The organism is Nonomuraea sp. NPDC049725, from assembly GCF_040674795.1.
Taxonomy (GTDB): Bacteria; Actinomycetota; Actinomycetes; order Streptosporangiales; family Streptosporangiaceae; genus Nonomuraea; species Nonomuraea ceibae.
The window spans coordinates 148,637-175,294 of the sequence record NZ_JBFANJ010000011.1 but is presented as its reverse complement, the minus strand read 5'-3'; the positions used below and the strand labels follow the sequence as shown (position 1 = coordinate 175,294).

The window sequence follows — 26,658 nt, the reverse complement described above, 5'->3', positions numbered from 1 at the left end:
CAGCCCGCGCCTGCCCAGGTGCGGCATGGACTGCTGCGCACCGCGCCGTCGAATACGCGAGCGCTCATCTATTTGACTGCTACACGAGCACTCGTTATCTTAGTGCTCACTTAACCAGCTCTCGCTAAAAGGACGGGTTTCGATCATGCCTTTCATCTCCGCGCAGGACGCACGGGTGCACTACGAGGTCGACGGCCAGGGCCCCGGCCTGGTCCTGGTCCACGGCATGGGCGGCGACGCCGAGAAGGTCTTCGGCAACGTCTTCGGCCACTTCACCGCCACCCGGACCGTCGTCCGCCCCAACTTCAGCGGCAGCGGGCAGACCACCGACGACGGGCGCGAGCTGAGCGTGGACGGCATCGCGGAGCAGATCACCGCGGCCGCCCGGGCGGCGGTGGACGGTCCGGTGGACCTGCTGGGGTTCTCTCTGGGCGCGGTCGCCGCGGCCGCCGTCGCCGCGCGCCACCCGGAGCTGGTCCGCAGGCTCGTCCTCGTCGCGGGCTGGCCGGACACCACCGGCCCCCGCGACCGCTTCTACTTCGAGACCGCGCGCAAGCTCCTGGACACCGACCGCGAGCTGTTCAAGCGCTTCTCCACCCTGACCGGCTTCGGCGCCGCCGCCCTGGACCGGTTCGGCCACGAGGGCCTGGCCTACTCGCTGGCCGACGCCTGGCCCCCGCCCGGCATCGGCCGCCAGGTCGACCTCGGGCTGAACGTGGACATCCGCCCGCTGCTGCCCGCCATCACCGCCCCCACCCTGGTGATCGGGTTCGCCGACGACAACATGATCCCGGTCGAAGGCTCCCGCCGGCTGCACGCCGCCATCCGGGACAGCCGCCTCGTCGAGATCGAGGGGGAGGGCCACATGGACTGGTTCGCCGACCCGAGCCGGCTCATCGCGCTCACCCGCGACTTCATCGACGCCCCTCCCGGCACCCGGTGACGGACACCACCCTGCGAAGGCCGCCGGGGACGTGATGCCGGCTCTTCCAACCGGGCCGAGTAGGACACCGAGATGGTGTGCGTCGCCAACCCACCGGACGTCTACGCCGCCCATGTGGCCGCCTCGGCACCCGGCTAGGCACCGGCTGCCCGCTGGGCGACCCGGGCCGGGCAAGCTATCGGGGAGGATCGGGAGCCAGGCTTCCGTCGGGGGCGATGTGGTCGAAGATCTGGCCGATCAGCGTGACCACATGCGGGTCATCCACCGCGTACAGCGTCCGGCGGCCGTCCCGGCTCGCGGTGATCAGCCCGGCCAGCCGGAGCTTGGCCAGGTGCTGGGAGACCGTGGCGATGCTGATGCCCGCGTGCCCGGCCAGCGTGCTGACGTCATACGAGCCGTGGGTGATCAGCCACATCAGGTGCAGCCGTACCGGGCTGGCCAGCAGGGCGAACGTCCCGGCCGCCGCCCTCAGCTGCGCCGGGGGCGGCGACGGGCGCTCGGCTCCAGCTGAACCCGTGGTGGGAGAGGTCGACATCGTTCCTCCATTGTCCCGCGCCGAGGGCCCACCCCCTACATTTCGACACTTGCGCGACTTCCGAAATGTGTGGAGGATGGGGACACTCCGAAGGGGAGTAGTCCGCAACGCCCGCACGTCGACACGCTGAGAACCTCGCGTTCTCCGGTGGCGGGGACCGGTCACCGGCCGGTGGACGAGACCTTCGGCCACGCAGTCATGCCTGGCCGAGTCCCTCCCCGCAGGTGCCCGGCCGGGTCCGTACACCGCCTGCACGCGGTGCCACCGGAAGGGACACCAGAGGATCATGAACACCTCGACGCTGCGGCTGCTGGCCGACGCCCGCTCCGCCAAAGCAGGCGGCGAGCAGGCGATGGCCGCCCGGCAGGGGGCCCGCGTGAGCGAGCTCGTGACCTGGGCGCGCACCCACTCCCCCTACTACCGGTGCCTGTACCGGGACCTGCCGGCCGACGCGGCCGACCTGGCGCTGCTGCCGCCCACCGGCAAGCGCGAGCTGATGGCCGCTTTCGACGACTGGGTCACCGACCCGGCCGTCACCCTGGCACAGGCACGAGCCTTCGCCGACGACCCGGCGCGCATCGGCCGGCCGTTCGCCGGCCGATACACCCTGTCCACCACCTCCGGCACCACCGGCACGCACGGCATCTTCCTCCAGGACGCCCGCGCGACGGCGGTGACCTCCGCGATGATGGCGCGGCTGCTGACCGGCTCGCTGAGCGTACGGGACGTGGCCCGCATCGCGCGGGGCGGCGGCCGGGTGGCGCTGGTGATACCCGAAGGCGGGCATTTCGCCTCCACCGTGGCCGCCGCCCGGCTACGCGGCAGCTCCCGCGTCGCCGCCTTCAGCGTGCACCAGCCGCTGCCGGATCTGGTGGCCGAGCTCAACGACTTCCGCCCAGCGGTGCTGGCCCCCTATGCCAGTGTCGGCGCCCTGCTGGCCGGCGAGGCGGAAGCCGGACGGCTGCGCATCAACCCGGCCCTGGTGTTGCTCACCGCCGAAGGACTGCCCGTCGGCGAGTACGCGCGCGTCGCGGCCGCCCTGCGAGCGAAGGTACGGACCAGCTACGCCTGCAACGAGTGCCCCTTCCTGTCCTACGGCTGCTCGCAGAGCTGGATGCACCTCAACGCCGACTGGGCCGTCCTCGAACCCGTAGACGAGCAGTACCGGCCGGTGGCCCCGGGCGAGCCCTCGCACACCGTGCTGCTGACCAACCTGGCCAACCGCGTGCAGCCGATCCTGCGCTACGACCTCGGCGACAGCGTCCTGCTCCGGCCCGATCCGTGTCCGTGCGGCCGGCCCGGCCCGGCGGTCCGCGTCCAGGGCCGCGCCGCCGACCTGCTCACCTTCCCCGGCGCCGGGGACGAACAGGCGACAGTCACCCTCGCACCGCTGCCGCTGGCCACGCTGCTGGAGGCGGTGCCCGGCCTGGAACTGTTCCAGATCGTCCAGACCGCGCCGGCCACGCTGCGCGTCCGGCTGCACCCCGCCCACGCGACCCTCTGGCATCAGGCCGAGGTCCGCCTGCGCGACCTGCTGTCCCGCCACGGCCTCGGTCACGTACGGCTCGAACGCGGCAGCGAACTGATCCAGCACAGCCCGGGCGGCAAGGTACGCGCGGTCATCCCGTTCCCCGCCACTGGCGGGAACGCGGCCGGTTCCACACTCCCCTGACCGCCTCGGCCCGGGCTCAGAGCGGGGCCACGGCTCCCACGCGGGCCTGGAGCGCGTCCAGCACCTCGACGTGCTCTTCCGGCACCGCCACGTCCAGCGTCAGGCTGCCGGCGGCGATGGAGAGGCCGAAGGTGAAGAAGGAGCAGCAGCCGTTCTCCCGGGCCGCCAGCTCGGCGGCCCGGGCGGCGTTCTCCGGGCTGAGGACGAGCTCCAGGCGCAGCCGGGTGCGCTCCGGCCGTGCCACACCCCGCACCGCGTCGGCGAACAGGGCGTCGAACTCGGCCACGCGAAGCGGCTGCTCGGCGCTGGGCAGGGTGCAGGAGGAAGGCACCCAGCCCAGGCCGGGGGCGAGGTCGTGGGTCATGCCTCGACGGTAGCCCTGCGGCCGGGCCCGCGTGCGGCCCGGGATGCCGCCGTGGTCAGGAGCGTTGGCCGGGCTGGTCCACGATCGTGGCTTCCAGCTGCGCCGTCAGGCCCACCGTGCCCGCTTTGAAGGTCTCCTTACTGCCATCGGCCCACTCGTAGGTCCGATCCTGCAGCCGCGTCGAGTTGGTGCCCAAATACCGGAAGGTCTGCGGGTCCAGGACGAGATAGCTCCGCGCCTCGGCCTCGGTGATGCTGAACGCGACGCCTCGCCGTCCGTCGGCGACGGGCACATCCTGGGTCACCGTGATGCCCTCGATCGTGGGCAGCGCGCGGAAGAGCGCGGCCCGCACCTCGGGGGCGAGCCACTGCTCGGAGATGAGCTGGTTGATCTCCATGAAGAGCATCACCGGCGGGACGTGGCCGTTCAGCTCCTGCGGCCCCCGGCGGTCCTCGTCGAGGATGGCCGCCTTGATCCTGGCGATCACCCCCGGCGGGGTGACAGGCGGTTTGGCCAGCTCAGCCGGGTTGAAAATCGCGCTGCCTTGGAACATCAGCTTGCCGCCCTGGTACCAGGCCGACCGCTTGCCGTCCACGCTTGTCCACCGTTCCCAGGTGTCACGCCGGTCTCGGTCGACGTCCCCTTCGACCCCGGTCAGCTGCAGTTCCTTGGTGTAGAGCCACTGTCCGGGGCCCGGCGCGGGCATCGGATCGTTCTCGGCCGCACGGGCGGCGCGCTCGCCCAGCTCGGTCACGCTGGCCACCGGTGCCATGCCCGGCTCGTCCCTGAGCGTCACGACGGTCCCGCCGACGACCAGGGCCAGAGCCGCCGCCACCGCGATCCGCCAGCCGAACCTTCTCGTGCCGGACGAGGTCGACTTGCGTGTGGCCTCCGGTTCGTGGATCGCCGTCATCAGCCGGGTCCTGGCCGCGGCCGCGGCTTCGTCGGTCATCGCCGGGGTGTTCCGGCGGAACTCCTTGATCACGTTCATCACAGCTCCTCGTCCCCGAGTACGTGCCTGGCCTTCTTCCGCGCCCGGTGCAGGCGTGACCGTACGGTCCCCACCGAGATGTCCAGCGCTCGCGCCACCTCCTCGTACGACATGTCCTCCCACGCCACCAGCAGCAGCACGTCCCGATGACCTCGGGGCAACGACGCCAGCGCCCCCGCCAGCTCAGGCTCCCTGCCCTGGGCCGTCACCCGGCGCGTCACGGTGTCGGCCAGCGCCTCGGGCAGCGGGTCCACGCCGGTGCGGCTCAGCGCCCGCAGCAGCCGTTCCTCCTGCCGCCGGTGCCTGGCGATCAACGTCGTGGCGATCCCGTACAGCCACGGCCTGGCCAGCGCGCACGACGTGTCGTACGTGCCGCGCCTGCGGAAGGCCGCCAGGAACGTCTCGGCCACGATGTCGTCGGCAGCCTGCGTGCCGAGCCGCCGGGCCGCGTACAGATGGATCTGCTTGGCGTAGCGATCGAACAGCGCGGCGAACTGCTCTGGGTCGTGCGCCGAACGACGGATCAGCTCTCCGTCGTCGATCTCGACCGTCTCAGCGCTCAACGCCTCTCCTTCGTGAGTGGGTGTTTCACCGTGCTGTCTCCCGAAGGGCGTCACCGGGTTCCCGATGCCGTTCGCCTTAATAAGGGTTCCTAACCTGTGGGCTGGATCAGATCGGACTTTTTGCATCGAGGGCTTGCAGAGGAGTGCCGTCCCGCTTACGCTCCGCGTCAAGTTAGGAAACTCTCCTAATGACCCCCGACACCCCCCATGTCAGGAGCGTCGATGCTACCTGTGGTGTACGAACCCGCACGTCGCCGTCTGCTCGTGGCGGCCGGCGCCACCGCGCTCACCCTGGCCGCGCAGCCTGTCTGCGCTTCGGCCACCGTCACGACCGTGGACGTCTCCACCTCCGCCGGGCTGGTCGCCGCGCTGGCGGGCGCTCAGCCGGGGCAGACGATCCGGCTGGCGCCCGGCGAGTACCGGGGCGCCTTCGTGGCCGAGCGCGACGGCACCGCGTCCGCGCCGATCACGCTGACCGGGCCCGCCACCGCCGTGCTGGTCAACGACGGTCCGTCGGGACAGGCCCCCTCGTGCCCCGCCCCCGGCAACGGCTGGGACTCCGGCTACGGCCTGTGGCTCTACGGCGCGCCCCACTGGAAGCTGACCGGCTTCACCGTCAAGGACTCGAAGAAGGGAATCGTCCTCGACGACTCCCGGCACGTGACCATCGACGGCGTCCACGTTCATCACATCGAGGAGGAGGCCGTGCACTTCCGCAGGTCGTCCTCCGACGGGGTCGTCAAGAACTCCCGTATCGACAACACCGGCTCGGTCAAGCCCGGGTACGGCGAAGCCGTCTACATCGGCTCGGCCAACTCCAACTGGTCCTGCCACGGCAACTCCGGCGGCGTGGACCGCAGCGACCGGGTGCAGGTGCTGGACAACGTCCTGGGGCCCGGCGTCACCGCCGAGCACGTCGACGTCAAGGAGGGCACCCACGACGGCGTCATCCGGGGCAACACCTTCGACGGCCGGGGCCTGTCGGGGCAGAACTCGGCCGACTCCTGGATCGACGTGAAGGGCATCGGCTACCTGATCGAGGGGAACACCGGCACCTTCTCCTCGCCCGGCGTCCTCGCCAACGGCTACGAGACCCACAACCCGGCGACCAGCCCGTCGTTCACCAACGGCTGCGGCAACGTGTGGCGGGGGAACCGCTCCGACCTGGGCGGCGTGGGCGCCTACGCCATCAGGATCACGTCCACCTCGAAGTGCCGGGCCCGCCCCAACGTGGTGCACTCCTCCAACACCGTCACCAACGCCGTCTCCGGGCTGACGAACATCCCCGTCACCCCCTGAACCCCGCATGGCCGGAGCACCACTCCTGGTGAGGCAAGTTAGGGAAGGAGAGCAAAAGGGGGATCTTGGCGTGCGAGAGATACAGGGTGAGCTCGTTCTGCGGCCGGACGCCAGGAAGGGGGCGATCTTCCTGGTCGCCGCACTGGTGGCCGCCGTGCTCATCGTCGCCGCCGTCCTGGCCGGCGACGCCCCGACGGTGTTCGCCCCGATCGTGGGCGCCTTCTTCGCCGTGCCGATCCTCCTGGGGATCTGCGCCTTCGTCCGGGCCCGGATCGTCCTGACGTCGCGGGAGATCGTCCTGCGGGGGCTGTTCTACCAGCGGCGCCGGTCACGGTCGCGCGTCGCGGAGGTGGTGCGGGCGACCCTCGTCGCGCCGCGGGGGTCGCCCGGCGACACGCTGTTCGTGCTCGACGCCGACCGCAGCCTGCTCATGCGGGTGCCCGCCGGCGGCTACGCGCGTGCGGACATCGACCGGCTGGTGAACGCGCTCGGCGTGCCGTGCGGCGGCCCTGATCGCCCGGTCGACGCCGCCGAGCTGGCCAGGACGTACCCGGGCCTGGTGTCCTGGCCCGAGCGCCATCCCTATCGGATCGCGTTCGCCGTCGCCGGGGTCGTGCTCGCCGTCGTCATGACGGTGATCCTCGTGTCGGTCCTGGCGTGACCGGGCCGTTCACCGCGTGCCCGGCTCGTACAGGGCGGCGTGGGTCTCGATGAGCCTGTCGACGGCGGCGTCGAGCGCCTCCGGCGGGAGGGTGAAGGGAAGCCGCAGGTAGTGGCCCAGGGCGCCGTCGGGCGAGAAATGAAAGCCCGGGGTGAGCGAGAGATTGCGGGTGGCCGCGAGGGCGGCCAGCCGGCTGGAGTCGGCATCGAGGAGTTCGAGCCACAGCGACAGGCCGCCCTGCGGCGTCCGGAAGCGGCACCACGGCAGCGCGGACAGGCGGGAGACCAGATGGTCGCGCTGGGCGCGCAGCTGGGCGCGCCGACGATCGACGATCGTCTCCTGGCGTTCCATCAGCCGGGTCGCGAGGAGCCGGTCGAACGGTGAGGGGGCGAGGGCGGCCGCGAGAGGGAGCGCCGCCAGACGGCGGACGACGTCGGGGTGGGCGCGGATCCATCCCACCCGCAGGCCCGGCCACAGGGACTTGCTCAGGGAGCCCACGTGGACGACGCCGCGATCGTCGGCCCGCGTGACGACGCGAGGCGGCGGGGCGGCGCGCTCGCGCAGGTCGAGCTCCCGCATGGTCTCGTCGAAGACGACCATCGTGTCATGGCGGCGCAGGCGGCTCCGCAGCTCACCACGCTCGTCCTCGCTCATCAGCAGGCCGGTGGGATTGTGGAAGTCCGGGATCAGGTAGACGAGGGACGGCCGGGCCGCCTGGAGGGTGTGGTCGAGGGCCGGGATGTCCCAGCCGCCGGAGCCGAGGGGCTGCGCGACGAGCCTGGCGCCGGCGGAGCGGAACACGGCGAGCGCACCCGGGTAGGTGGGAGAGTCCACCACGACCCTGCTGTTCGGGCGCAGGAAGGCCGCGCCGAGCAGGCTCAGCGCGGCGTCGGCGCCGCTGGTCAGCAGCACGTTCCCGGCGCGGGTCGCGAACCCCTGGGCGGTGTGGGCGTCGGCGATGGCGGTGTGCAGCGCTGACGGTCCGACGCCGCCGGAGGTGTCGTGCAGCAGGACGGCGGGCAGGGCGTCGGCCGCCGCGTGCACCGCCTGGAGGAGCTCGTCGAACGGCGCGGCGGGCTCCGCTCTGGTCAGGTCGAGCTCCGCGCCGTCCCTGCCGGCCTGACCTCGGTCGCTGTCCCACGGCGACAGACGGTCGTGCAGCCGGGGCGGCAGGCAGGTGGTGCTGCCGGAGCCGGTCCGGGTGGTGATCAGCTGGGCGGCCCGCAGGAGGTGGTAGGACGCGGCCACGGTGCCCCTCGCCAGCCCGAGCTCGCCGGCGAGCAGGCGTTCGGCGGGCATCCGCACCCCCAGCGGCAGCCGGCCGTCCTGGACGGCCTTCTCCACGGCCACGGCCAGCCGCTCGGCGAGCGGCCCGTCGCCGGCGCGCCAGTCACCGAGCAGGCGCGGGAAGTGCGACGCCGGTACGCGCCGCACCATGCCAGTCATATAGGCCACTTTAACGGGATTGGACCATGACCGGACGTGCCGTCCCCGCCTAGCGTCGAGGTATCCACCCGCCCTCGCGCCGACCCCGGGAACCCTGATGCCCCTGAGCTACCGCCATGTCGACGTGTTCGCCGCCACGGCGTACACCGGCAACAGCCTTGCCGTCTTCCCCGGACACCCGGGCCTGTCCGGCGCCCAGATGCTCGCGATCACCCAGGAGCTCCGGCACTTCGAGACGATCTTCCTGAGCGAGCCCGGCGAGGCCGGAGAGGTCCGGGCCCGGGTGTTCGACCTCTTCGAGGAGCTGGACTTCGCCGGGCACCCCGTCCTCGGGGCGGCCGCCGTCCTGCACGAGCGCGACGGCGATCCCGGCCCGCGGCGGTGGCGGTTCCGCCTGCGCCACAGGACCGTCGTGGTGACCACCCACCGTACGGCCGCCGGGCACCACGCCGCGGTGGACCAGGGCAGGCCGGAGTTCCTCGCGACCGTGCCGGCCGGGGGCAGGCGGGAGATCGCCACGGCCCTGCGCCTGCCGGAGACCGCGCTCGCCGACCTTCCCCTGGAGGTCGTCTCCACCGGGCTGCGCTACCTCGTCGTCCCGGTGGCGGGAGGTCTGGCCGGGGCGAGGATCGTCCGCGACGACTTCGCGGATCTGCTCGCCCGTCATGGCGCGCAGTTCGCGTACCTGGTCGACGTCGAGGCCCTCGAAGGCCGCCACTGGAACAACGACGGCGTCCTGGAGGACGTCGCGACCGGCAGCGCCGCAGGCTGCGTCGGCGCCTATCTGGCCAGGCACCGCCTCGTCCCCGCCGAGGCGGAGTTCGTGCTGCGGCAGGGGCGCTTCGCCGGCCGGCCGAGCCTGCTCACCGTCCTGCCGCAGGGCCGGCCCGAAGACCTGCACAACGTCCGCGTCGGCGGACACGTGACCGCGGTGGCCCGGGGAACCCTGGACACCCTGCCCGGATGAGGACTCCGCCCATGCCCAGTCTCCCGCTCCACACCGCCGGCCGGATCCGCGCCGTCGTCGACGCCGGAGAGGTGAGCGCCGGCCGCGTGGACGGCGAGATCGGCGACGTCCTTGCCGGCCCGCGTTCCCGGACGCCGCACGCCGGAGGACGTCACGGTGGCCAAGCTCATCGGCGTCGGCCCGCAGGACCCCGCCGCCGCCGAGACCGCCCTCGCCCTCCTGGAACGAGGGCGGCGGCGCGACAAGTAGGAGTCCCCGGTCTCGATCTGCCTGGTCAGCGGCTGTGAGGACGTCACACTGATGTCTGCGGCCATCGGTCTTGACGTGCGCACCACGCGGAGGATCACGCGATGGCCGCCCAGCCCGCTGACGAAAGAGGTTCGCATGCGCCGCCGATCGTTCCAGACCCTGCTGACCGCCTCGGGCGCCGCCGCGCTGCTGGCGCTCACCCCGCTCACCGCCGACGCCGCGTCGTTCTCGGGCGGCAACTACGGCGCCTACGGGTTCGAGGGCCAGTACCCGACCGTCGGCGGCTGCGCCGGCACCTTCCGGCAGGTCGGGCCGACCAGGACCGCCGGCGGCATGGCCCTGAAGTACTTCTACTCCGACCGGTGCGGCTCGTTCGCCCGCATCGAGAACTCCCGCACCAACTGCGCCGCCGTCCTGGAACGCTCCAACTCCGGCGCCGCCCGCGCCGACGGCTGGGTCTCGGAGACCGTCGACCCGGGCGTCACCTACGCCTACACGAAGATCGGCAACAACCTCCACGGCCGCGTCTCGCGGGCCCTGCTGGCGTGCGACGGCCACGTCCTGACGAGCACCACCTGGACCTGACCGCCGAAGCGCCACGACTGCGGGCCGCCGGGTCAGCCCTGCCAGATCGCTCCTGGGCCGAGCAGGGCCTTGACGTCGCTGTAGAAGGCCGGCTCCGGGGCGACGCGGAAGGGCTGCAGGTTCAGCAGCAGCCCTTTGGCGCCCTGGCGGTGCAGGCGGACGTGGACGGGGGCGCGGCCGGGATGGGCGGACAGGATCTGCTTGAGCTCCGAGACGACGCGCGCGTTCAGGCGGCTCTCCTGGATCGAGAGCACCACGGGCGGCTCGGCGTTCGCGTGTGACACGTCGAGGACCTTGATCTCCTCGCCGTACACGCTCAGCGTCTCGTCGCGGACGTTGACCCGTCCCCGTACGGAGATCACCCGGTCCTCGGCCAGCGCTTCGCCGTACAGGGTGTAGGTCTTGGGGAAGACGAGGCACTCGACGGCGGCGTCGTGGTCCTCGAGGGTGACGATCGCCCAGGGGCTGCCCTGTTTGGTGATCTTGCGTTGCAGGCCGGAGACGATGCCGCTGATGCGGACGGGCGCGTCCTGCCGCCCGGAGGTCTGCAGCTCGGCGATGGTGGTGTCGCGGTTGGCGTCGAGGACGTGTTCGGCGCCGTCGAGCGGATGGCTGCTGACGTACAGGCCGAGCATCTCGCGTTCGAAGGCGAGCAGGGTGGCGCGGTCCCACTCGCCCTCCGGGATCGCAGTCGAGAACGCGCTGCTCCGGCCGGGCTCGCCGAACAGCGAGTCCTGGCCGTGGGCCTCGTTGCGCTTGAGGTCGACGACCGCGTCGACGGCCTGCTCGTGCACCGCGACGAGGGCCTGGCGGTGATGGCCCAGGCTGTCGAAGGCACCGGCCTTGGCCAGGGACTCGATGACGCGCTTGTTGCAGACGACGGCGGGGACCTTGGTGAGGAAGTCGTTGAAGTCGGTGTAGTGCCCCTTGGCCTCCCGGGCGGTGACGATCGCGTCCACGACGCCCGTGCCCACGTTGCGGACGGCTCCCAGGCCGAAGCGGATGTCGGCGCCGACCGCGGCGAAGTCCTGGCGGCTGGCGTTGACGTCCGGGGGCAGCACCTTGATGCCCGCGCGGCGGCAGTCGGCCAGGTAGACGGCCATCTTGTCCTTGTCGTCGCCGACGGAGGTGAGCAGCGCCGCCAGGTATTCACACGGGTGGTTGGCCTTGAGGTAGGCGGTCCAGTAGGAGACGAGGCCGTAGCCGGCGGTGTGCGACTTGTTGAAGCCGTAGCCGCTGAACGGCACCAGGACGTCCCAGACCGCCTTGACGGCCTCCTCGGAGAAGCCCCGCCCGCGCATGCCCGCCGAGAAGCGGTCCCATTCGGCGTCCAGGACCTCCTTCTTCTTCTTGCCCATGGCCCGGCGCAGCATGTCGGCGGCGCCGAGTGAGTAGCCGGCGAGCTGCTGGGCGATGGCCATCACCTGCTCCTGGAAGACCACCAGGTGGTACGTGTCGCCCAGGATGGGCTCCAGCGCCTCCTCCAGCTCGGGGTGGATCGGCTCGACCGGTTGCCTGCCGGTCTTGCGCAGCGCGTAGTTGGTGTGGGCGTTCATCTCCATCGGGCCGGGCCGGTACAGCGCGTTCACCGCGGCGATGTCGGTGAACGTGGTCGGCTGCATCAGCTTCAGCAGCACCCGCATGCCGCCGCTGTCGAGCTGGAAGACGCCGAGCGTGTCGCCGCGGGCCAGCAGCTCGTACGTCGCGGCGTCGTCGAGCGGGATCTCCAGGACGTCGAGCTCGACGCCCTTGTTGGCGCGGACGTTCGCGATGGCGTCGCCGATGACGGTGAGGTTGCGCAGGCCGAGGAAGTCCATCTTCAGCAGGCCCATCTCCTCGGCCTGGGTGAAGGGGAAGCCGGTGATGACGGGCCCGTCCGTCTTCGGCTTGACCAGGGGGATCACGTCGATGAGCGGCTCGCTGGAGAGGATCACGCCGGCGGCGTGGATGCCGGTCCCCCGGGTCAGGCCCTCGATGCCGGTGGCGGCGTCGATCACACTGGTGACGTCGGGGTCCTGCTCGTACATCTGGCGCAGCTCGGCGGCCTCGCCGTGGCGGGGGTGGCCGGGGTCGTGGATGGCGGCCAGCGGGATCTCCTTGCCGCCGTCCGCCGCCGGGAACGCCTTGGTGATGCGGTCGCCGAGCGCGTACGGCAGGCCCAGCACCCGGCACGAGTCCTTGATGGCGGCCTTGGCCTTGATGGTGCCGAACGTGACGATCTGGCAGACCCGGTCGTCGCCGTACCTGCGGGTGACGTAGTCGATCATCTCGTCCCGCCGGCGGTCGTCGAAGTCGAGGTCGACGTCCGGCATGGAGACGCGCTCGGGGTTGAGGAAGCGTTCGAAGATCAGTTTGTGCTCGATCGGGTCCAGCTGGGTGATGCCGGTGCAGTAGGCGACCATCGAGCCGGTGGCCGAGCCCCGGCCGGGGCCCAGGCCGATGCCGTGCTCGCGGGCGTACCGGCAGATGTCGGCGACGACCAGGAAGTAGCCGGGGAACCCCATCGCGTCGATGACCGACAGCTCGTAGTCGATCCGGTCCAGCACCTCCTGCGACGGCCGGCCGCCGTAGCGGCGGCGCGCCCCCTCCAGCGTCTCCTTGCGCAGCCAGCTCGACTCGCTCTCGCCTTCCGGTACGGGGAAGCGCGGCGTCAGGTCGCGGTGCGCGAACACCTCCCCGTAGTCGCCGACCCGCTCGGCGACCAGCAGCGTGTTGTCGCAGGCGCCCGGCACCTCGGCGTCCCACGACGCGCGCATCTCCTCGGCGGGCTTGACGTAGTAGCCGCTGCCGCTGAAGCGGAAGCGGTCGGGGTCGGCGAGCCGCTTGCCGGTGCCGACGCACAGCAGCGCGTCGTGGGCCTGGGCCTGGTTCTCCGTGACGTAGTGGGAGTCGTTGGTGGCCAGGGGCGGCAGGTCGAGCTCCTTGCCGAGCCTCAGCAGGTCGTCGCGGACCCGGCGCTCGATGGCGAGGCCGTGGTCCATCAGCTCCAGGAAGTAGTTGTCCGGGCCGAAGATGTCGCGGTAGCGGGCGGCGGCCGCGACGGCCTGGTCGTACTGGCCGAGCCGGAGCCGGGTCTGCACCTCGCCGGAGGGGCAGCCGGTCGTGGCGATGATGTCCTGGCCGTGCTCGGCGAGCAGTTCGTCATCCATGCGCGGATATTTCTGGACGTGTCCTTCGAGCCAGGCCCGGGACTGCAACCGGAAGAGGTTACGCAGGCCCTGAGCACCGGCCGCCCACATCGTCATGTGCGTGTACAGACCGCGCCCGGAGACGTCCCCGCCCTCGCCGGTCTCGTCGTCGGAACGGCGCAGCGAGAGGTCGTCGCTGTAGTACACCGGCTTGCGGTGGTGCCTGGAGGCGGGGGCGACGTACGCCTCGATGCCGATGATCGGCTTGATGCCCGCCTTGCGCGCCTTCTGGTGGAACTCGTACGCCCCGTGCACGTTGCCGTGGTCGCTCATCGCCACGGCCGGCATGCCGAGCCGCGCCACCTCCTCCATCAGCAGGCCGACCTTGGCCGCGCCGTCGAGCATGCTGTACTCGGTGTGCACGTGGAGATGCACGAAGGACCCCGTCACTATCCACTCCCCCTGGTTGTACGCTGCGGCGAAGACCCCGCATTCGACCCGAGAGGAAGCCGGGTTGTCCAACAACCGACACGCCGCCCGCCCACAACCAACGGTGGTACCACCAGTTGACCTGGACCTCGCGGCCGTCCGCGCCTTCGTCACCGTCACCGACGAGCGCTACTTCAGCGAGGCCGCCGCCACGCTCGGCATCAGCCAGCAGGCCGTCTCCAAGCGCATCGCGAAACTGGAGACGGACCTCGGCGTACGGCTGCTGTCCCGCACGCGCGTCGGCGCCGAGCCCACCCAGGACGGCCGGGCGTTCCTCAACCACGCCCGCGCCCTCGTCGGCCTGGCCGACCAGGCGGCCGAGATGCTGCGCAACCGGCGGCGGACCCTGCGCGTCGACGTCCTGGACACCCGGCTGGCCTCCATCGACGTGATCCGCGCCTTCCACCAGGTCACCGCGGACGCCGAGATCGACATCGTCACCTCCAACGGGCTGCGCTCCGCGCGCGCCTCGCTGGCGAACGGGTCCGTGGACGCGGCCTTCGCCCGGGCCTGCGGGCCGCTGGGCGACGACCTGGTGTCCAGCCCCGCCTACCTGGAGCAGGCGCACCTGCTGGTGTGCCGCGACCATCCCCTGGCCGCTCTGCCGCAGGTGGAGACGGGGCGGCTGGCGGGCATGACCGTATGGATGCCGGGCAACGCCGCCGGCAGCGAGTGGGCCGACTTCTGGAACCTGTTCGGCGCCGAGTTCGGCGTCCACATCGACGACTCGGGCCCCGACTTCGGCTGGGAGTACTACGTCGAGGGGATCGCCTCAGGCGAGCGCGTCGGCCTCGTCGGCGAGTGGTGCCGCCTGCCCAGCCATGCGCGCACCGTGCAGATCCCGGTGGTCGACCCGGTCCCCGTGTATCCCTGTTCGCTGCTCCGCCGGCGGCACAACGACCATCCGCTGCTGACGTCGCTCGCCCGCTTCGTCAGGGACCGGTTCCGCCCGTTCGACCCCGGACGCCAATGGCTGCCCGCTGCCGACCGCGCCGCCTTCCTCCCCTGAGGGCCTGTCTCGGGGTGACGCGGCTCAGTCGACGATCGCGGTGACCTCGGCCTCGACGAGGATGCCGGGCTCGAAGAGGATGTCGACGCCGATCAGCGCGGCCGGCGGCGTGGCGAGGTCGAACTCGCGCGCCGCCTGCTCGACGCCCGCGTTGAAGGCGTCGTACATCTCCCTCTTCCAGCCGGCGGCGTACCAGGTGAAACGGACGACGTCGTGGAACGTCGCCCCCGCCGCGCCGAGCGCCTTGGCGACGTTGCGGTAGACCTGGGCGACCTGCCCGGCCAGGTCGCCGGGCGCGACCAGCGCGCCGTTCTCGTCCCAGGCCACCTGACCGGCGAGGTGGACGTGCCTGCTTCCGGTCGCCACCGCGACGTGGTGGTAGAGCGGCACGCGGACGTGTCCTTCGGGGTTGATGAGCGTAACAGCCACGATCTTCTCCATCGATAGTTTCTTGCGGTTACTCAGGAACTGTAGGAGAGTGTGCGCTGACATGGAAGAACGCACTTTTCAGTGACTGGGGAACCTGATGGTGACCAAAGAGCTCAGCAACCTGTCCGACGAAGCGGATCTGCGGCGCGCCGACTCCCTGGCGCGGGAGATCTTCTCGGACGTCGCCAACAAGTGGGCGTTGCTGATCATCGAAGCGCTCGGCGAGCGCACCCTGCGGTTCAGCGAGCTGCGGACCGAGGTCGAGGGCATCAGCCACAAGATGCTCACGCAGAACCTGCGCATGCTGGAGCGCAACGGCCTGGCCGAGCGGAAGGTGTATCCGACGGTGCCGCCACGGGTCGAGTACACGCTCACCGGGCCCGGCCAGGCCCTGCGCGCCACGGTGGACCTGCTCTGCGGCTGGACCCACGAGCACTTCGGGCACATCGAGTCCGCCCGGCGCCGCTTCGACGCCTGACGCCTGCCACGCCTCGGCGCCCGCCGGTGCCCGGAGGGCATGACCGAACGCAATGTTTGACGCTCCATCTTCCACCTGTCAGACTCAACTAACAGGTGAAAACCGGCGCGCACAAAGGACGGCATGCTGACCAGTGAAGAGTTGCTCCAGCTGCTGGCCGCGTTCGGGCACCCGGTGCGGCTGCGCATCCTGGCCGAGCTCGCCGGAGAGCGTGTGCACGTCAGCGAGCTGGCCCGCCGCGTCGGCGTGTCCCGCCCGCTGCTCTACATGCATCTGGAGCGGCTGGAGAAGGCCCGGCTGGTCGAAGGGCAGCTTGAGCTGTCGGCCGACGGCAAGGCGATGAAGTATCTCCGGCTGCTGCCCTTCGAGCTCACCCTGAACATCGGCACCGTCCTCGCGGCCCTCCGCGCGGACGACGAGGAAGGACCCCACCACGTGCAGGAGACCCCGCAGTGATCGACGTCGGTTCCATCGTGATCCCCATCGCGGTCATGCTGATCCTGTTCGGGAGCATCACGGCCTGCCTGGCGTTCTACTTCCGCTTCGAACGGCATCGCACGGACGTCCTGGCGGCCGAAATGGCCCGGTACCGGGAGCTCACCGAGCAGGCCGTACAGAAGCAGGACCAGGTGCAGACCAGGCTCGCGGAGCTGACCGAGAGGGTCGCGGCGGTGGAGCGGATCCTGCGCAGCGTCGACTGAACCACCTGTGAACGAGGTCCGGGAGCGAGCGGCAACTCGCCCCCGGACAGCGGAAACCGCACGACCACGCCTGAACGGCGTGCCTTGACGCGTACGTGTTCCCTAGGAAAGGAGAGCAGCTCATGCTGCTCGAACGCAAACCATCCCGTCGGCGTGCCCTGGTGTGCGCACTGGGCGCCGCCGTCTCGTTCCTGAGCGTCACCGCCCCCGCCGCCGCCGAGAGCCCGGCGCAGTCCGTACGGGACTTCGCCGACACGTTCGTCACCCGGCAACTGGCCGAACACCGGATTCCCGGCGCGGCCGTCTCCGTGGTGGCCGGGGGCCGTCAGGTCTTCGCCCAGGGCTACGGCGTGGCCGAGGTGGAGACGCGCCGTCCCGTGGACGCCGCCGAGACCGTCTTCGCCCCCGCCTCGGTGGCCAAGCTGATCACCGCCACCGCCGTCATGCAGCTCGTCGAACGGGGCCGCATCGACCTGGACGCCGACGTCAACGAGTACCTCACGGACTTCAAGATCGAGGACGCCTACCCGGGCAAACCGGTCACCGCGGCCCACCTGCTCACCCACAGCGCGGGCTTCGCCGGCGGCGACTTCGGCACCGGCGCGGCCACCGCGCAGGACGTGCACCGGCTCGGCGAGCATCTCGCCGGCCACCAGCCCCGCCGCATCCGCCCGCCCGGCACCCGCGCGGTGTACTCCAACTACGGCATGGGCCTGGCCGGCCACCTGGTCGAGCTCCGCTCGGGCATGCCCTTCCACGAGTACGTCCAGCGGAACATCTTCGCCCCGCTGGGCATGACGCGCTCCACCCTGGCCCAGCCGGAGCCCGGCCCCATCGGCCGCGCCCTCGCGCCCGGCTACCGGCTGAGCGGCGACCGCCAGGTCAGGGCCACGGGAGCGAAGTACGGGCACATGCCGCCGCACGGCGCCGGGTTCCGTTCCACCGCGACCGACATGGCCGCCTTCATGCTGGCCCACCTGGACGACGGCGGGAAGATCCTCAAGCCGGAGACCGCGCGCCTGATGCACACCCGGCAGTTCGGCAACGCCGAAGGAACCTCCGGCATGGCGTACGGCTTCCAGGAGCACACCAGGAACGGCCGCCGACTGCTCGTGCACCGGGCCAACATCCCCGGCTACTTCGCCGTCCTCGCGCTCGTCCCCGACCGTGACATCGGCATCTACGCCTCCTACAACGGCAACGGCAAGGGCGGCCCCGACTCCGCGTGGGCGCTGGTCAACGCCTTCGCCGACCGCTTCGCCGCCGCCCCGGCCCCCGCGGCGGAGCCCGCCGGCCCGCTGCCCGACCCGGCCGGGTACGCCGGTTCGTACCGCACCGCGCTGGCGGCCGACATGACCGACCTCGGCAAGGTGAGCTCGCTCACCAGCGTCACGACCGTGACCGCCGCCGCGGACGGAACGCTGACGACCACCGGCGCGACCGCGCTCGGGGCGCCGGAGACCCGGCAGTGGACGCAGATCGCGCCCGGCCTGTTCCGCGAGAAGAACGGCTACCGGACGATCCGGTTCGGCGCGGACAGGCTGCTCGCCACCGAGAACCCGGCCGGGCCGCTGGAACGGCTCGCCTGGTACCAGTCGCCCTCGCTGCATCTCGGCCTGCTCGGCGTCAGCCTGACCGTCCTGGTGCTGTCGGCGGTGGGCTGGCCCGTCGCCTTCGCCGTCCGGCGGGCACGCCGCCGCTCCCCCGCGCCCGCACCCCGGCCGGCCGGGCTGCCGGGCTGGCTCACCGCGGCGCTCGTCACGGCCTCGGCCGGCTCGCTCGTGGCGATGGTCGCCGACTTCGACGCCAACCAGGCCGACTTCTTCCTCGGCGGCAGCCCGCTGTTCACGGCCATCACCACCCTGCCCCTCCTGGCCGCGGTCGCGACCGCCGCCCAGGTGGTCACGGTCGCGTTCGCCTGGCGCAAGGGCTGGTGGACCCTCGCCGGACGGGCGCACCACAGCGTCGTCACCCTGGCGGCGCTGGCCTACCTGAGCGTGGCGGCGGCGTACAACCTGATCGGCTGACGAGACATCCAGCAGCTCGGCGACGAGCGACGGCAGGTCAGGGCCGCTCCGGCTGGCGGGCGCGCCAGCGGCGGGTCGCGGCGCAGGCGATGCCGCCGGTGATGAGCAGGGCCAGGAGGGCGGCCTCCCCGACGGTGTGGATCAGGTAGCGCTCCAGGTTCCGCTCGACGATCCACCAGGCGTCGACAGCGGAATAGGCGAGCTGGGCGACGCCGATGCCGGCGACCCAGCGGACGTGCGGGGTGGCGGCGGCGGTCACGTACGCGACCGACAGCGGCCAGATCCACCCGGCGGGGGACCATTCCCCGGCGTGGTAGAACGCCAGCACCGCGATCGACAGCAGCAGCACGGTCATCGGCCGGCGGCGGCGCAGGAACAGCAGGCCGCCGAGGCCCAGCGCCACCGGGATCACACCGGGCCACGGCTGCCAGGGCGAGGCCACGCCCGTGCCCAGCGCGACGGCGACGAACAGGACCACGGTGCCGGCGGCGAGCCCGGCGTCGACGATCGTGTCGAAGTGGCGGACCAGGACAGGCGGGCGCAACGGCACCGAATCGGTCATCACTACCTCCACCGAGAGACGGACGGCGGAGACACCATATGTCGGCTGGCCGGTGATGAGGCAGCCTTTTGACCAGAACTTCGAGCCGACTTGCAAGGCTAAGTTAGCATGCTAAGTTAGCTGGCGTGGAACGCAATCTCAGTCTCAACCTGCATGTGCTCCTTGCCCGCCTTGACCGGGCGGCGGACCGGATGCTGCGGGCGGAGCATGACATCTCCTACAACCGCTTTCTCGCGCTGACCCTGATCAGCGAGCTGGGTGTCTCGACGCAGCGCGCCCTTGCCGACGGCCTGGGTGTGACCGAGCCGTCGGTGAGCCGGATGACCGCCGTCCTCGCCGCCGACGGGCTCCTCGACGTGCAGCCCGACCCGGCGGGAGGGAACCGCCGGCAGCTCAGCCTCACCGGCAAGGGCGAGCGCCTCGTGGCCTCGCTCCGGCAGGAGTTCGAGGAGAAGCTGGCCGCTCTGGTCGAGCACAGCGGCGTGCCCTATGCCGAGTTCGCCGAGCACACCGCGCGGCTGCTCGCGACGCTGGACCGGGTGGAGCGGGAGGCGGCCAGGTGAAGCAGCGCACGGTCTTCTCCGCGGACGGGACGCCGATCAGCTATCTGACGTCGGGCGCCGGGCCGGGTCTCATCGTGCTCGGGGGCGCGCTGCGAACCTCGCAGGACTACTTACCGCTGGCCGCCGCGCTGGCCCGTTCCTTCACCGTGCACGTCGTCGACCGGCGGGGGCGCGGCGCCAGCGGTCCGCAGGGGCCCGGCTACTCCCTGGGCAAGGAGGTGGAGGATCTGCTGGCCGTCCAGGCGGAGACCGGAGCGCGGCTGGCGTTCGGGCACAGTTTCGGCGGCCTTGTCGTTCTCGAGGGCGCACGGTCGTTCCCGGTGTTCGAGCGCGTCGCGGTGTACGAGCCCGGAGTCCCCGCCGGTCCGGTGCCCACGGGGTGGATGGATCCGTACCGGGAGCGGCTGGCCGCGGGTGATCCGTACGGTGCGTTCGTTCATTTCATCCGGGGCGCGGGTGGTGCGCCCGCCTTTCTGGCCAAGTTGCCGTACTGGTACCTGCGGATGGCGCTGCGGGTCGGGTTCCGCGGGCCGAGCTGGCAGCGGATGCGGCCGCTGCTGGGCGCCGGCCTGGCCGAGCACGAGCAGGTGGCGGCCCAGCAGGGCCGGCTGGCCGCGTTCGCGGCCGTCACCGCCCCGGTGCTGGTGCTGTGCGGGGGTCGTACGCCGCGCGCGAGCAGGGCGGAGTTCGATGCCGTACGCGACACCCTTCCCCGCGCCGAGCTGGAGACCCTGCCCGGCCTGGACCATTTCGGGCCGGAGGGGAAGACGGCCCGGACGGTCGCCGAGCGCGTCCTGCGGTTCCTCCGCAGCCCTGACGCCGCCGGCTGATCCGGTCCTCATGCTCGCCCGCGCCGAGGGATGAGGGCCAGGACCAGCACCATCGTGATGACGGCCAGGCCCGCGCAACCGTAGAGCACCGCCGACGCGCCGGAGGCGACGGCGGCCTCGCGCGGTCCGGCGGTGACGCCGGCGATGCGGGTGGTGTAGACGGCGCCGAGCACGGCGGTGCCGATCCCGGCGCCGATGGAGGCCAGGCTGGTGATCGTGCCGGAGACCATGCCGGCGCGCTGCCTGTCGGTGACGTTCATGGCGACGGCCATCACCGGCGCGCCGGCGATGCCGCCGCCGACCCCCCAGACGAGCAGGGGGATGGTCAGCAGCCACGGCGAGGCGGCCGGGGTGAGGGCCAGGGCCAGCCACGTGGCGCTGATCGCCTTGCAGAGGTAGCCGGCGGCGATGACGTGCCCGGGGGCGAACCAGCTCAGGAGTTTGCCGCCGAGCAGACCGGCCGCCATCTGGGCCAGGAAGACGGGCGCCAGCAGCAGGCCGCTCTGCGTGGGGCTCAGGTGCAGCGCCTCCTGGAAGTACTGCACGAAGTAGACCGTGCCGCCGATGGACAGCACGCGTGAGATGAAGACCGCCGCGGCGGCCCCGGTGAAGGCGGGCTTGCGGAACAGCGCGAGGTCCAGGGTGACCGCGCCGGACCTGGACTGGAGCAGGAGGAACACGGCGAGCAGGACGGCCGCGATCACGAGCTGGGTCAGTGTCGCCGCCGACGCCCAGCCCTGCTCCTCGCCGCGGAGCAGCGCGAAGTCGGCCACGGCGAGCGCGGCGATCAGCAGTGCGGCGCCCGCCCAGTCGATCCGGCCGTGCGCGGCGGACCGGCCGGAGGCGTCGGCCGGGAGGACGCGCAGGCAGAGCAGGAACGCGGCCACGCCGATGGGGACATTGATCAGGAAGATCGCGCGCCAGCCGAAGGCGTCGACGAGGGTGCCGCCCAGGAGCGGGGCGATCAGGCCGGCGGCGGTCGCGGCACTCCCCCAGGTGGAGATGGCCAGGTTGCGGCGTTCCCCGTCCAGGTGGTCCGACAGCAGGGGCAGGGCGTTCACCATCAGGACGGCGCCGCCGATTCCCTGAAGGGCGCGGGCGAGGTCGAGCACCACCGGGGTGGGCGCGGCGCCGCAGGCGAGCGAGGCGAGGGTGAACAGGGCAATGCCGAACAGGTACATGCGGCGCCGGCCGATGCGATCGGACAGGCTGCCGGCGACCTGGGTCACCGCGCCCATGGTGATCATGTAGCCGACGATCACCCATTGGACGCCGGCGAGCGTCGTGCCGAAGTCCGCCTGGATCGCGGGCAGGCCGATGGTCACGATCGTCATGTCGATGACGACCAGTGCGGTGCCGGCGATGACGAGGCCGAGGATCGCACGGCCGCGAACGGCCGTCGCCCGGCCAAGGAGCTGGGGATTGGTAAGGCTCACCTAAGTGATCGTGATGCATGCCCTGGCTTAAAGTCAACACTGTGTGAAGTTCAACGTTGTTATGCTCGGACGGTGCCCGAAGATCCCGACACAGCCGGACCGGACCGGACCGGTCCCGCCGACGGCCCGCGCCGCCGCCGCAGGCCGCTGACGCGCAAGGGCCGGCCGACGCTCACCAAGGACCTCATCGCCCAGACGATGCTCGACCTCGCGGGCGTGCACGGGTTCCGCGCGGTGACCATGCGGCTGCTCGCCGAGCATCTCGGCGTGACGGTCCGAGCCCTGTACAACTACGCCGAGGACCGCGACGAGCTCGTGGCCCGCGCGGTCGCCCTGTTCATCGAGCAGTGGCCGGCCCCGCGGCCGGACCCTGAGCAGTGGGAACGCAGCATCCGGGAGTACGGCGCCGCCCTGCGCGCGGTCTACCGGCGCTACCCGCGCGCCTTGCTGGTGTCGTTGGACGAGGACCTCGGCGACGTGGCGATCCACCCGAACCGCCTCGTCCACACCGACGCCTTCCTGGGCATGCTGCGGGCGATCGGGCTGAGCGTCGCCCAGGCGCAGATCGTGCACCACGATCTGACGATGCGAGTGTTCGCGTTCGTCCTGCTCGTGGACCACCGCCAGGACCAGGGCGAGCCGGTCATGCACCACACTCCCGCCCCGCCCTCCTGGCTGCGCGCCCATCCCGGCCTGGCCGTCCCGCACCTTCGTGAGGCGGTCGCAGCCGCGCCGCTCATGACGGTGGACGAGGCGTTCGAGCACGCCATGCACGGGCTGATCGTGACCGCGCGCGACCTGCTGGCCGACGCGCGGCACCGTACGTGATCCTCGCCGGGCGGGCCGGCGTCACGAGAAGGTCGACTCCTTCGGGGCCGGGTCGTCGGTCCAGCCCAGCCGCTTGACCAGATACGCCGAGGACCCGTCACTCTCCTGGATGGCGAGGAGCCGCCCGCTGTCCCGGTCGATGACGATCTGCTGACGGGCCGACGCCTCGCCGTACGTCAGCGCCACCCCGGTGCGGCCGTCGAGGTCGGTGACGCCGTCCTCCACCCGCACACCCGGCAGGCCGGCGAGCACCCGGTAGAGCGCGGCCCTGGTGGCAGGGGTGGTCTCGGCGTCGAGAAGGAGCCATGCGCTCGCCCCCCACAGCCACGCCTCCGGGGCCCGCCCGTCGGTGGCCCGCAGGATCTCGGCCTTGAGCGCGCCGGGTTCGGCGGGCAGCCGCATCACGGGCGTCGTCGTCAGCTTCAGCGGGGTGAAGTAGATCTTTCCCGGCAGGCAGTCGTCGCACAGGTCGGGCGAGCCCGCGGCCTTCCACGCCTGCCGGTCGGCGGCCGTGAGCGGTTCGGCGGAGACGGGGCCGCGCTGGTGCCGGTATCCGACCTTCCGGTCCCGGCTCGCCCACAGCACGTCCCTGGCCCGCTGCTCCACGGTGTAGGTCGCGGTCCGCACCCGCGACACCCGCACCATCTCCCGCCGCCACCACGCCCCGGTCCCCGGGGGCTGGGCGGCAAGCCGGCCGGCCGCCGCATCGAGCACCGCGTCCGCGGCAGGCACGGTGGGCACGGTTGCCGTCCGCACACCCGTCCCACCCAGGAGGGGGACGGCCACGAAGCCCACGGCGATCACCGCGCTGACCGCGACCGCCGCGAGCGCCACCCTGGGCCAGACCGGCCGCCGCCCCCGGGCACCGCCCAGCACCCGGGCGCGCGCGGCCATCACCGTCGCGTGGTCGGCGGGCGGCAGGTGCGGCATCACCTCGTCGATGAGCTGGAACTCCTTCATCACACCTCAACTCCCAACGCGTCACGAAGCTTGGTCCTGGCCCGGCTGAGCCGGGAGGCGACGGTGCCGTAGGCGACGCCGAGCGCCGCCGCCACCTCGTCGTAGGTCAGCTCGCCGTAGGCGACGAGCAGCACCACGTCGCGCTCGCCGCGCGACAACCCCGCGAGCGCGGCGGACAGGTTCTGTACGGTCACCCGCGCGGCGACCTGGTCCACCACCCGCTGGTCATGGCCGTCGTCGTCCACGGGCGGCCCCGATCTGGCCAGCGCCCGGTATCGCCGCAGCTCGGCACGCCGGTGCCGGCCGATGAGCTTGGTGGCGACCCCGTACAGCCAGGGTCTGATGCCGCCCTTGGCGGCGTCGAAGCTGTCACGCCGGCGGAAGGCGATCAGGAAGGTCTCGGCCGCCAGGTCCTCGGCGACGTCGAGATCGAGCCGACGGCCGATGTAGCGGCGGATCTCCTCGTAATGGGCATCGAAGAGGACGGCGAATCGCTCGGGATCGGCGACCTCTCCGTCGAGGAACGTGGTCATGCATGGTCTCTCTCACCTGGAATGTCAGGACACTGGTGATTGCCCGGTCGCCGGGAACCCTTCCAGGTGAGTTTCACGGGCTTCGGATCATGCCGGCGGGTCGCCGGTGAGGGCGGCGGTCACGGCGCCGATCAGGTGCTCCTCGACGTCGGCGGCGCTCCTGCCCCGGTCGGTCGTCAGTTGCTCCCAGACGGGGATCGAGGTCATCGCCCAGGCCAGGTCGGCGGCGAGGTCCGGGGTCAGGCCGGGCCGCAGCCGCCCGGCGGCCCGCAGCCGGCGGGCGGCGGTGAGGAAGCCCTCGTGGAGCTCGCCCATCCGGTCGTTCCAGGCCGCGGCCGCGTCGGGGTCGTCGCGGCGGGAGGCCAGCAGCACCGAGGCCACCGGGTGGATCGTCGCCGCGTAGCCCAGCCAGACGTGCAGGAAGGCGCGGAACGCCTCGACGGGTTCCGGCCCGGTCAGGGCCTCCTCGCAGCGTGAGCGGATGCCGCTGCGCGCGTCCATGTTCCGCACGACGGCCACGAGCAGGGTGGCCCGGGAGCCGAAGTGGAGGTAGAGCGCCTGCCGGGAGATCCCCGCCGCGCGGGCCACCTCGGCCATCGAGACCTGGGGACCCTGTTCGGTGACGAGCCGCTGGGCGGTCTCCAGGATGCGCGAGCGCGTGCTTGACATGTGTCAAGCGTAGACCTAGCTTGACACGCGTCAAGCAGTGGCCCCTGAGGAGGCACCCGATGGACACCACCCACCCGGCGGCCGTCGCCGCGCTCACCGCGATGAGCGCGATCGGCGCCGGCGACCGGGACGCCTGGCTCGCCTGCTACGCGCCGGACGCCGTGATCCACGACCCGGTCGGCGGCTCGCCGCTGGACCCCCACGGCGCCGGACTGCGCGGCCGGGCCGCCCTCGAACGCTTCTGGGAGCTCACCGTCGCCCCCGGCCAGGTGCGCTTCGAGGTCGCCGCGGTGCATCCCGCCGGGGCCGAGGCGGCGGTCGTGGCCTCGGTCTCCGCCCACTTCGCCACCGGCGCCCGCGTCGGCTACGACGGCGTCTTCGTCTACCGGGTCGACGGCGACGGGCGGATCGTCTCGCTGCGCGCCTATTGGGACCTGGGCCCCGTCCTGTCCGCGCTGACCGGCTGACGGAGCTTGCGGGACCCCTGTCGCAACCTGTAGGTTGCCTGTTGATGGCAACCTACAGGTTGCGAAGGAGGTGGGCATGGACGCGGACGCGATCGAACGGGTGGTGGTGCTCCGGCACCCCGTCGAGCGGGTCTGGGCCGCGCTGACCACCGCGGAAGGGCTCTCGCGGTGGTTCGGCTCGGTGGCGGAGATCGACCTGCGGCCCGGCGGGCGCGCGTTCTTCCGCTGGGACGACCTCGGCCAGGAATCCGTCGCCACCGTCGCGGTGGTCGACCCGCCGCGCCGTTTCGCCTTCAGGTGGGCGATCGAGGGCCTGCCCGAGGACGACGCGGCCCGGACGCTGGTGGAGTTCACCCTGGAGCCCGTGCCGGAGGGCACGCGGCTGCGCCTGGTGGAGAGCGGGTTCGCCCAGGCCGCCGCCGACGTGGGCCGCTCCGCCCGCGCGGCCAACAGTCAGGGGTGGGACGACGAGCTCGCCGAGCTGGAGATCTACCTCGATGCCACCGGGTGACGTGGAGAGCCAGGCCCTCGCGGTGTTCACGGCGCTCACCGACCCCACGCGGCGGGCACTGCTGGACGAGCTCGCCCGCGCCGGGCCCGCGACCGTCACCGACCTGGCGCGGCGGCTGCCGATCAGCCGCCAGGCGGTCGCCAAGCACCTCGGCCAGCTCGCCGAAGCGGGACTGATCAGCTCCGCCGGCCCGACCGGCCGCCGCCATCCCTACCGGCTGGAACCAGCCGCCATCCGCACCGCCCAGACCTGGCTGGCCAGGCTCGCCCACAGATGGGACGACCGCCTGGCCGCCCTGGAAGACGCCCTGGACGCCACCGAGGACGCACCGCACGCCACCGAGACGAACCGAGGAGACACACGACCATGACCGCTCCGACCTTCACCGCCGGCCTGAACATCGCCATGAAGATCCCCAAGGCGCAGTACGAGGCCACCGTGGCCTTCTACCGCGACACCCTGGGCTTCGACGTCAAGGAGGACGACGTCTCCTACGCCCCGACCGTCTCGCGGACCCATTCCGTGCGGTTCGGCCCCAACACGCTGTGGCTGGACTGCGTCGACAACTACAGCCGGCCCGACCTGTGGCTGCAGCTCCACACCGACGACCTGGACGCGGCCGTGAGCGAGCTGGCCGGCATCGGCGTCCACCCGTGCGACGAGGTCGAGCCCCTGGAGAACCTCGACTCCCGGACCCACTGGATCAAGAACCCGGCCGGCATCGTCCACCTGATCGCGGAGACCCGCTGACATCGTTAACTAA

The 26,658-nt window shown here is 71.8% G+C and carries 30 protein-coding genes; 18 read left to right on the top strand and 12 right to left on the bottom strand.

Features of this window, described 5'->3' with window-relative positions:
* Positions 1–145 precede the first annotated feature (145 nt).
* Positions 146–943: an alpha/beta hydrolase gene (locus AB0J53_RS28055; RefSeq protein ID WP_364177705.1), complete on the top strand. Its 798-nt coding sequence runs from the start codon at positions 146–148 to the stop codon at positions 941–943.
* A 175-nt stretch (positions 944–1,118) separates the two neighbouring features.
* Here AB0J53_RS28055 and AB0J53_RS28050 read toward each other — a convergent pair whose 3' ends face one another.
* Entirely contained in the window at positions 1,119–1,478 is a 360-nt protein-coding gene (locus AB0J53_RS28050; RefSeq protein WP_364177703.1) for a metalloregulator ArsR/SmtB family transcription factor, read from the bottom strand.
* 286 nt (positions 1,479–1,764) lie between these two features.
* On the opposite strand from AB0J53_RS28050, the gene AB0J53_RS28045 reads away from it, so the two are divergent.
* Positions 1,765–3,150 carry a hypothetical protein gene (locus AB0J53_RS28045; RefSeq protein WP_364177701.1) on the top strand — a complete coding sequence of 462 codons (1,386 nt, stop codon included), beginning with the start codon at positions 1,765–1,767 and terminating at the stop codon, positions 3,148–3,150.
* Positions 3,151–3,166: 16 nt separating this feature from the next.
* Here the strand turns inward: AB0J53_RS28045 and AB0J53_RS28040 are convergent, their stop codons facing one another.
* The 3 genes from AB0J53_RS28040 to AB0J53_RS28030 are packed head-to-tail and all read right to left on the bottom strand — an operon-like array spanning position 3,167 to position 5,068.
* The gene (locus AB0J53_RS28040; RefSeq protein ID WP_364177698.1) at positions 3,167–3,514 is read right to left on the bottom strand and encodes a hypothetical protein; all 348 of its coding nucleotides are present in this window, start codon (positions 3,512–3,514) and stop codon (positions 3,167–3,169) included.
* Positions 3,515–3,569: 55 nt separating this feature from the next.
* Positions 3,570–4,505: a CU044_5270 family protein gene (locus AB0J53_RS28035; protein ID WP_364177695.1), complete on the bottom strand. Its 936-nt coding sequence runs from the start codon at positions 4,503–4,505 to the stop codon at positions 3,570–3,572.
* Entirely contained in the window at positions 4,505–5,068 is a 564-nt protein-coding gene (locus AB0J53_RS28030) for an RNA polymerase sigma factor (protein ID WP_364177692.1), read from the bottom strand. Before AB0J53_RS28030 ends, AB0J53_RS28035 begins: the two co-directional genes overlap by 1 nt.
* A 222-nt stretch (positions 5,069–5,290) precedes the next feature.
* On the opposite strand from AB0J53_RS28030, the gene AB0J53_RS28025 reads away from it, so the two are divergent.
* Both AB0J53_RS28025 and AB0J53_RS28020 read left to right on the top strand, forming a co-directional pair.
* Positions 5,291–6,367, top strand: a complete 1,077-nt coding sequence (locus tag AB0J53_RS28025; protein ID WP_364177689.1) for a right-handed parallel beta-helix repeat-containing protein — start codon at positions 5,291–5,293, stop codon at positions 6,365–6,367.
* A gap of 70 nt (positions 6,368–6,437) precedes the next feature.
* Positions 6,438–7,028, top strand: a complete 591-nt coding sequence (locus AB0J53_RS28020) for a hypothetical protein (RefSeq protein ID WP_364177686.1) — start codon at positions 6,438–6,440, stop codon at positions 7,026–7,028.
* Between the two features lie 9 nt (positions 7,029–7,037).
* Here the strand turns inward: AB0J53_RS28020 and AB0J53_RS28015 are convergent, their stop codons facing one another.
* Positions 7,038–8,474, bottom strand: a complete 1,437-nt coding sequence (locus AB0J53_RS28015) for a PLP-dependent aminotransferase family protein (RefSeq protein ID WP_364177683.1) — start codon at positions 8,472–8,474, stop codon at positions 7,038–7,040.
* Between the two features lie 97 nt (positions 8,475–8,571).
* Here AB0J53_RS28015 and AB0J53_RS28010 point away from each other — a divergent pair, with 97 nt between their 5' ends.
* Both AB0J53_RS28010 and AB0J53_RS28005 read left to right on the top strand, forming a co-directional pair.
* Positions 8,572–9,441, top strand: coding sequence for a PhzF family phenazine biosynthesis protein (locus tag AB0J53_RS28010; protein ID WP_364177680.1), 870 nt, complete (start codon positions 8,572–8,574; stop codon positions 9,439–9,441).
* Positions 9,442–9,825: 384 nt separating this feature from the next.
* A complete protein-coding gene (locus tag AB0J53_RS28005) occupies positions 9,826–10,275 on the top strand; it encodes a hypothetical protein (protein WP_364177677.1) in 450 nt (149 codons plus the stop codon).
* A gap of 32 nt (positions 10,276–10,307) precedes the next feature.
* On the opposite strand, the gene dnaE is transcribed toward AB0J53_RS28005, so the two are convergent.
* Positions 10,308–13,853, bottom strand: coding sequence for a DNA polymerase III subunit alpha (dnaE, locus tag AB0J53_RS28000; protein WP_364177674.1), 3,546 nt, complete (start codon positions 13,851–13,853; stop codon positions 10,308–10,310).
* A 103-nt stretch (positions 13,854–13,956) separates the two neighbouring features.
* Here dnaE and AB0J53_RS27995 point away from each other — a divergent pair, with 103 nt between their 5' ends.
* A complete protein-coding gene (locus tag AB0J53_RS27995; RefSeq protein WP_364177671.1) occupies positions 13,957–14,901 on the top strand; it encodes a LysR family transcriptional regulator in 945 nt (314 codons plus the stop codon).
* A 24-nt stretch (positions 14,902–14,925) separates the two neighbouring features.
* Here AB0J53_RS27995 and AB0J53_RS27990 read toward each other — a convergent pair whose 3' ends face one another.
* Positions 14,926–15,330: a RidA family protein gene (locus AB0J53_RS27990; protein ID WP_357589251.1), complete on the bottom strand. Its 405-nt coding sequence runs from the start codon at positions 15,328–15,330 to the stop codon at positions 14,926–14,928.
* A gap of 97 nt (positions 15,331–15,427) precedes the next feature.
* Here AB0J53_RS27990 and AB0J53_RS27985 point away from each other — a divergent pair, with 97 nt between their 5' ends.
* The 4 genes from AB0J53_RS27985 (at position 15,428) to AB0J53_RS27970 (ending at position 18,536) form a co-directional block, all read left to right on the top strand.
* Positions 15,428–15,808 (top strand): helix-turn-helix domain-containing protein, encoded by a 381-nt coding sequence (locus tag AB0J53_RS27985; RefSeq protein ID WP_219509353.1) that lies wholly within the window; start codon positions 15,428–15,430, stop codon positions 15,806–15,808.
* Positions 15,809–15,931: 123 nt separating this feature from the next.
* Positions 15,932–16,264, top strand: a complete 333-nt coding sequence (locus AB0J53_RS27980) for a winged helix-turn-helix domain-containing protein (protein ID WP_357589253.1) — start codon at positions 15,932–15,934, stop codon at positions 16,262–16,264.
* Positions 16,261–16,509, top strand: a complete 249-nt coding sequence (locus AB0J53_RS27975; protein WP_357589255.1) for a hypothetical protein — start codon at positions 16,261–16,263, stop codon at positions 16,507–16,509. Before AB0J53_RS27980 ends, AB0J53_RS27975 begins: the two co-directional genes overlap by 4 nt.
* A 122-nt stretch (positions 16,510–16,631) precedes the next feature.
* The gene (locus AB0J53_RS27970; protein WP_364177666.1) at positions 16,632–18,536 is read left to right on the top strand and encodes a serine hydrolase domain-containing protein; all 1,905 of its coding nucleotides are present in this window, start codon (positions 16,632–16,634) and stop codon (positions 18,534–18,536) included.
* Positions 18,537–18,573: 37 nt separating this feature from the next.
* Here AB0J53_RS27970 and AB0J53_RS27965 read toward each other — a convergent pair whose 3' ends face one another.
* Positions 18,574–19,098 carry a hypothetical protein gene (locus tag AB0J53_RS27965; protein ID WP_364177663.1) on the bottom strand — a complete coding sequence of 175 codons (525 nt, stop codon included), beginning with the start codon at positions 19,096–19,098 and terminating at the stop codon, positions 18,574–18,576.
* A gap of 125 nt (positions 19,099–19,223) precedes the next feature.
* Here AB0J53_RS27965 and AB0J53_RS27960 point away from each other — a divergent pair, with 125 nt between their 5' ends.
* Both AB0J53_RS27960 and AB0J53_RS27955 read left to right on the top strand, forming a co-directional pair.
* The gene (locus AB0J53_RS27960) at positions 19,224–19,661 is read left to right on the top strand and encodes a MarR family transcriptional regulator (RefSeq protein ID WP_364177660.1); all 438 of its coding nucleotides are present in this window, start codon (positions 19,224–19,226) and stop codon (positions 19,659–19,661) included.
* On the top strand, positions 19,658–20,491 hold the full coding sequence (locus AB0J53_RS27955; protein WP_364177658.1) for an alpha/beta hydrolase: 834 nt from the start codon (positions 19,658–19,660) through the stop codon (positions 20,489–20,491). Before AB0J53_RS27960 ends, AB0J53_RS27955 begins: the two co-directional genes overlap by 4 nt.
* Positions 20,492–20,499: 8 nt before the next feature.
* Here AB0J53_RS27955 and AB0J53_RS27950 read toward each other — a convergent pair whose 3' ends face one another.
* The gene (locus AB0J53_RS27950; protein WP_364177655.1) at positions 20,500–21,927 is read right to left on the bottom strand and encodes an MFS transporter; all 1,428 of its coding nucleotides are present in this window, start codon (positions 21,925–21,927) and stop codon (positions 20,500–20,502) included.
* A gap of 72 nt (positions 21,928–21,999) precedes the next feature.
* On the opposite strand from AB0J53_RS27950, the gene AB0J53_RS27945 reads away from it, so the two are divergent.
* On the top strand, positions 22,000–22,755 hold the full coding sequence (locus tag AB0J53_RS27945) for a helix-turn-helix domain-containing protein (RefSeq protein WP_357589267.1): 756 nt from the start codon (positions 22,000–22,002) through the stop codon (positions 22,753–22,755).
* 21 nt (positions 22,756–22,776) lie between these two features.
* Here the strand turns inward: AB0J53_RS27945 and AB0J53_RS27940 are convergent, their stop codons facing one another.
* From AB0J53_RS27940 to AB0J53_RS27930, 3 genes are all read right to left on the bottom strand, one after another.
* Entirely contained in the window at positions 22,777–23,715 is a 939-nt protein-coding gene (locus AB0J53_RS27940; protein ID WP_364178172.1) for a CU044_5270 family protein, read from the bottom strand.
* Positions 23,715–24,248, bottom strand: a complete 534-nt coding sequence (locus tag AB0J53_RS27935; RefSeq protein ID WP_364177651.1) for an RNA polymerase sigma factor — start codon at positions 24,246–24,248, stop codon at positions 23,715–23,717. Before AB0J53_RS27935 ends, AB0J53_RS27940 begins: the two co-directional genes overlap by 1 nt.
* An 87-nt stretch (positions 24,249–24,335) precedes the next feature.
* Positions 24,336–24,917, bottom strand: a complete 582-nt coding sequence (locus AB0J53_RS27930; protein WP_364177648.1) for a TetR/AcrR family transcriptional regulator — start codon at positions 24,915–24,917, stop codon at positions 24,336–24,338.
* A gap of 59 nt (positions 24,918–24,976) precedes the next feature.
* On the opposite strand from AB0J53_RS27930, the gene AB0J53_RS27925 reads away from it, so the two are divergent.
* From AB0J53_RS27925 to AB0J53_RS27910, 4 genes are all read left to right on the top strand, one after another.
* Positions 24,977–25,384: a nuclear transport factor 2 family protein gene (locus AB0J53_RS27925; RefSeq protein ID WP_364177645.1), complete on the top strand. Its 408-nt coding sequence runs from the start codon at positions 24,977–24,979 to the stop codon at positions 25,382–25,384.
* Between the two features lie 76 nt (positions 25,385–25,460).
* Positions 25,461–25,895: an SRPBCC domain-containing protein gene (locus AB0J53_RS27920; protein WP_364177642.1), complete on the top strand. Its 435-nt coding sequence runs from the start codon at positions 25,461–25,463 to the stop codon at positions 25,893–25,895.
* Positions 25,882–26,265, top strand: coding sequence for a metalloregulator ArsR/SmtB family transcription factor (locus AB0J53_RS27915; protein WP_357589277.1), 384 nt, complete (start codon positions 25,882–25,884; stop codon positions 26,263–26,265). The genes AB0J53_RS27920 and AB0J53_RS27915 overlap by 14 nt, the downstream gene beginning before the upstream one ends.
* Entirely contained in the window at positions 26,262–26,645 is a 384-nt protein-coding gene (locus AB0J53_RS27910; protein ID WP_364177639.1) for a VOC family protein, read from the top strand. The genes AB0J53_RS27915 and AB0J53_RS27910 overlap by 4 nt, the downstream gene beginning before the upstream one ends.
* Positions 26,646–26,658: the final 13 nt, after the last annotated feature.

Excerpts from the sequence above, each read along its gene's own strand:
- AB0J53_RS28055 (WP_364177705.1), top strand. The coding sequence starts at position 146 with ATGCCTTTCATCTCCGCGCAGGACGCACGGGTGCACTACGAGGTCGAC.
- AB0J53_RS28050 (WP_364177703.1), bottom strand. The coding sequence starts at position 1,478 with ATGTCGACCTCTCCCACCACGGGTTCAGCTGGAGCCGAGCGCCCGTCG.
- AB0J53_RS28045 (WP_364177701.1), top strand. The coding sequence starts at position 1,765 with ATGAACACCTCGACGCTGCGGCTGCTGGCCGACGCCCGCTCCGCCAAA.
- AB0J53_RS28040 (WP_364177698.1), bottom strand. The coding sequence starts at position 3,514 with ATGACCCACGACCTCGCCCCCGGCCTGGGCTGGGTGCCTTCCTCCTGC.
- AB0J53_RS28035 (WP_364177695.1), bottom strand. The coding sequence starts at position 4,505 with ATGAACGTGATCAAGGAGTTCCGCCGGAACACCCCGGCGATGACCGAC.
- AB0J53_RS28025 (WP_364177689.1), top strand. The coding sequence starts at position 5,291 with ATGCTACCTGTGGTGTACGAACCCGCACGTCGCCGTCTGCTCGTGGCG.
- AB0J53_RS28015 (WP_364177683.1), bottom strand. The coding sequence starts at position 8,474 with ATGACTGGCATGGTGCGGCGCGTACCGGCGTCGCACTTCCCGCGCCTG.
- AB0J53_RS28010 (WP_364177680.1), top strand. The coding sequence starts at position 8,572 with ATGCCCCTGAGCTACCGCCATGTCGACGTGTTCGCCGCCACGGCGTAC.
- AB0J53_RS28005 (WP_364177677.1), top strand. The coding sequence starts at position 9,826 with ATGCGCCGCCGATCGTTCCAGACCCTGCTGACCGCCTCGGGCGCCGCC.
- AB0J53_RS27985 (WP_219509353.1), top strand. The coding sequence starts at position 15,428 with ATGGTGACCAAAGAGCTCAGCAACCTGTCCGACGAAGCGGATCTGCGG.
- AB0J53_RS27980 (WP_357589253.1), top strand. The coding sequence starts at position 15,932 with ATGCTGACCAGTGAAGAGTTGCTCCAGCTGCTGGCCGCGTTCGGGCAC.
- AB0J53_RS27970 (WP_364177666.1), top strand. The coding sequence starts at position 16,632 with ATGCTGCTCGAACGCAAACCATCCCGTCGGCGTGCCCTGGTGTGCGCA.
- AB0J53_RS27965 (WP_364177663.1), bottom strand. The coding sequence starts at position 19,098 with ATGACCGATTCGGTGCCGTTGCGCCCGCCTGTCCTGGTCCGCCACTTC.
- AB0J53_RS27940 (WP_364178172.1), bottom strand. The coding sequence starts at position 23,715 with ATGAAGGAGTTCCAGCTCATCGACGAGGTGATGCCGCACCTGCCGCCC.
- AB0J53_RS27935 (WP_364177651.1), bottom strand. The coding sequence starts at position 24,248 with ATGACCACGTTCCTCGACGGAGAGGTCGCCGATCCCGAGCGATTCGCC.
- AB0J53_RS27930 (WP_364177648.1), bottom strand. The coding sequence starts at position 24,917 with ATGTCAAGCACGCGCTCGCGCATCCTGGAGACCGCCCAGCGGCTCGTC.
- AB0J53_RS27925 (WP_364177645.1), top strand. The coding sequence starts at position 24,977 with ATGGACACCACCCACCCGGCGGCCGTCGCCGCGCTCACCGCGATGAGC.
- AB0J53_RS27920 (WP_364177642.1), top strand. The coding sequence starts at position 25,461 with ATGGACGCGGACGCGATCGAACGGGTGGTGGTGCTCCGGCACCCCGTC.
- AB0J53_RS27915 (WP_357589277.1), top strand. The coding sequence starts at position 25,882 with ATGCCACCGGGTGACGTGGAGAGCCAGGCCCTCGCGGTGTTCACGGCG.
- AB0J53_RS27910 (WP_364177639.1), top strand. The coding sequence starts at position 26,262 with ATGACCGCTCCGACCTTCACCGCCGGCCTGAACATCGCCATGAAGATC.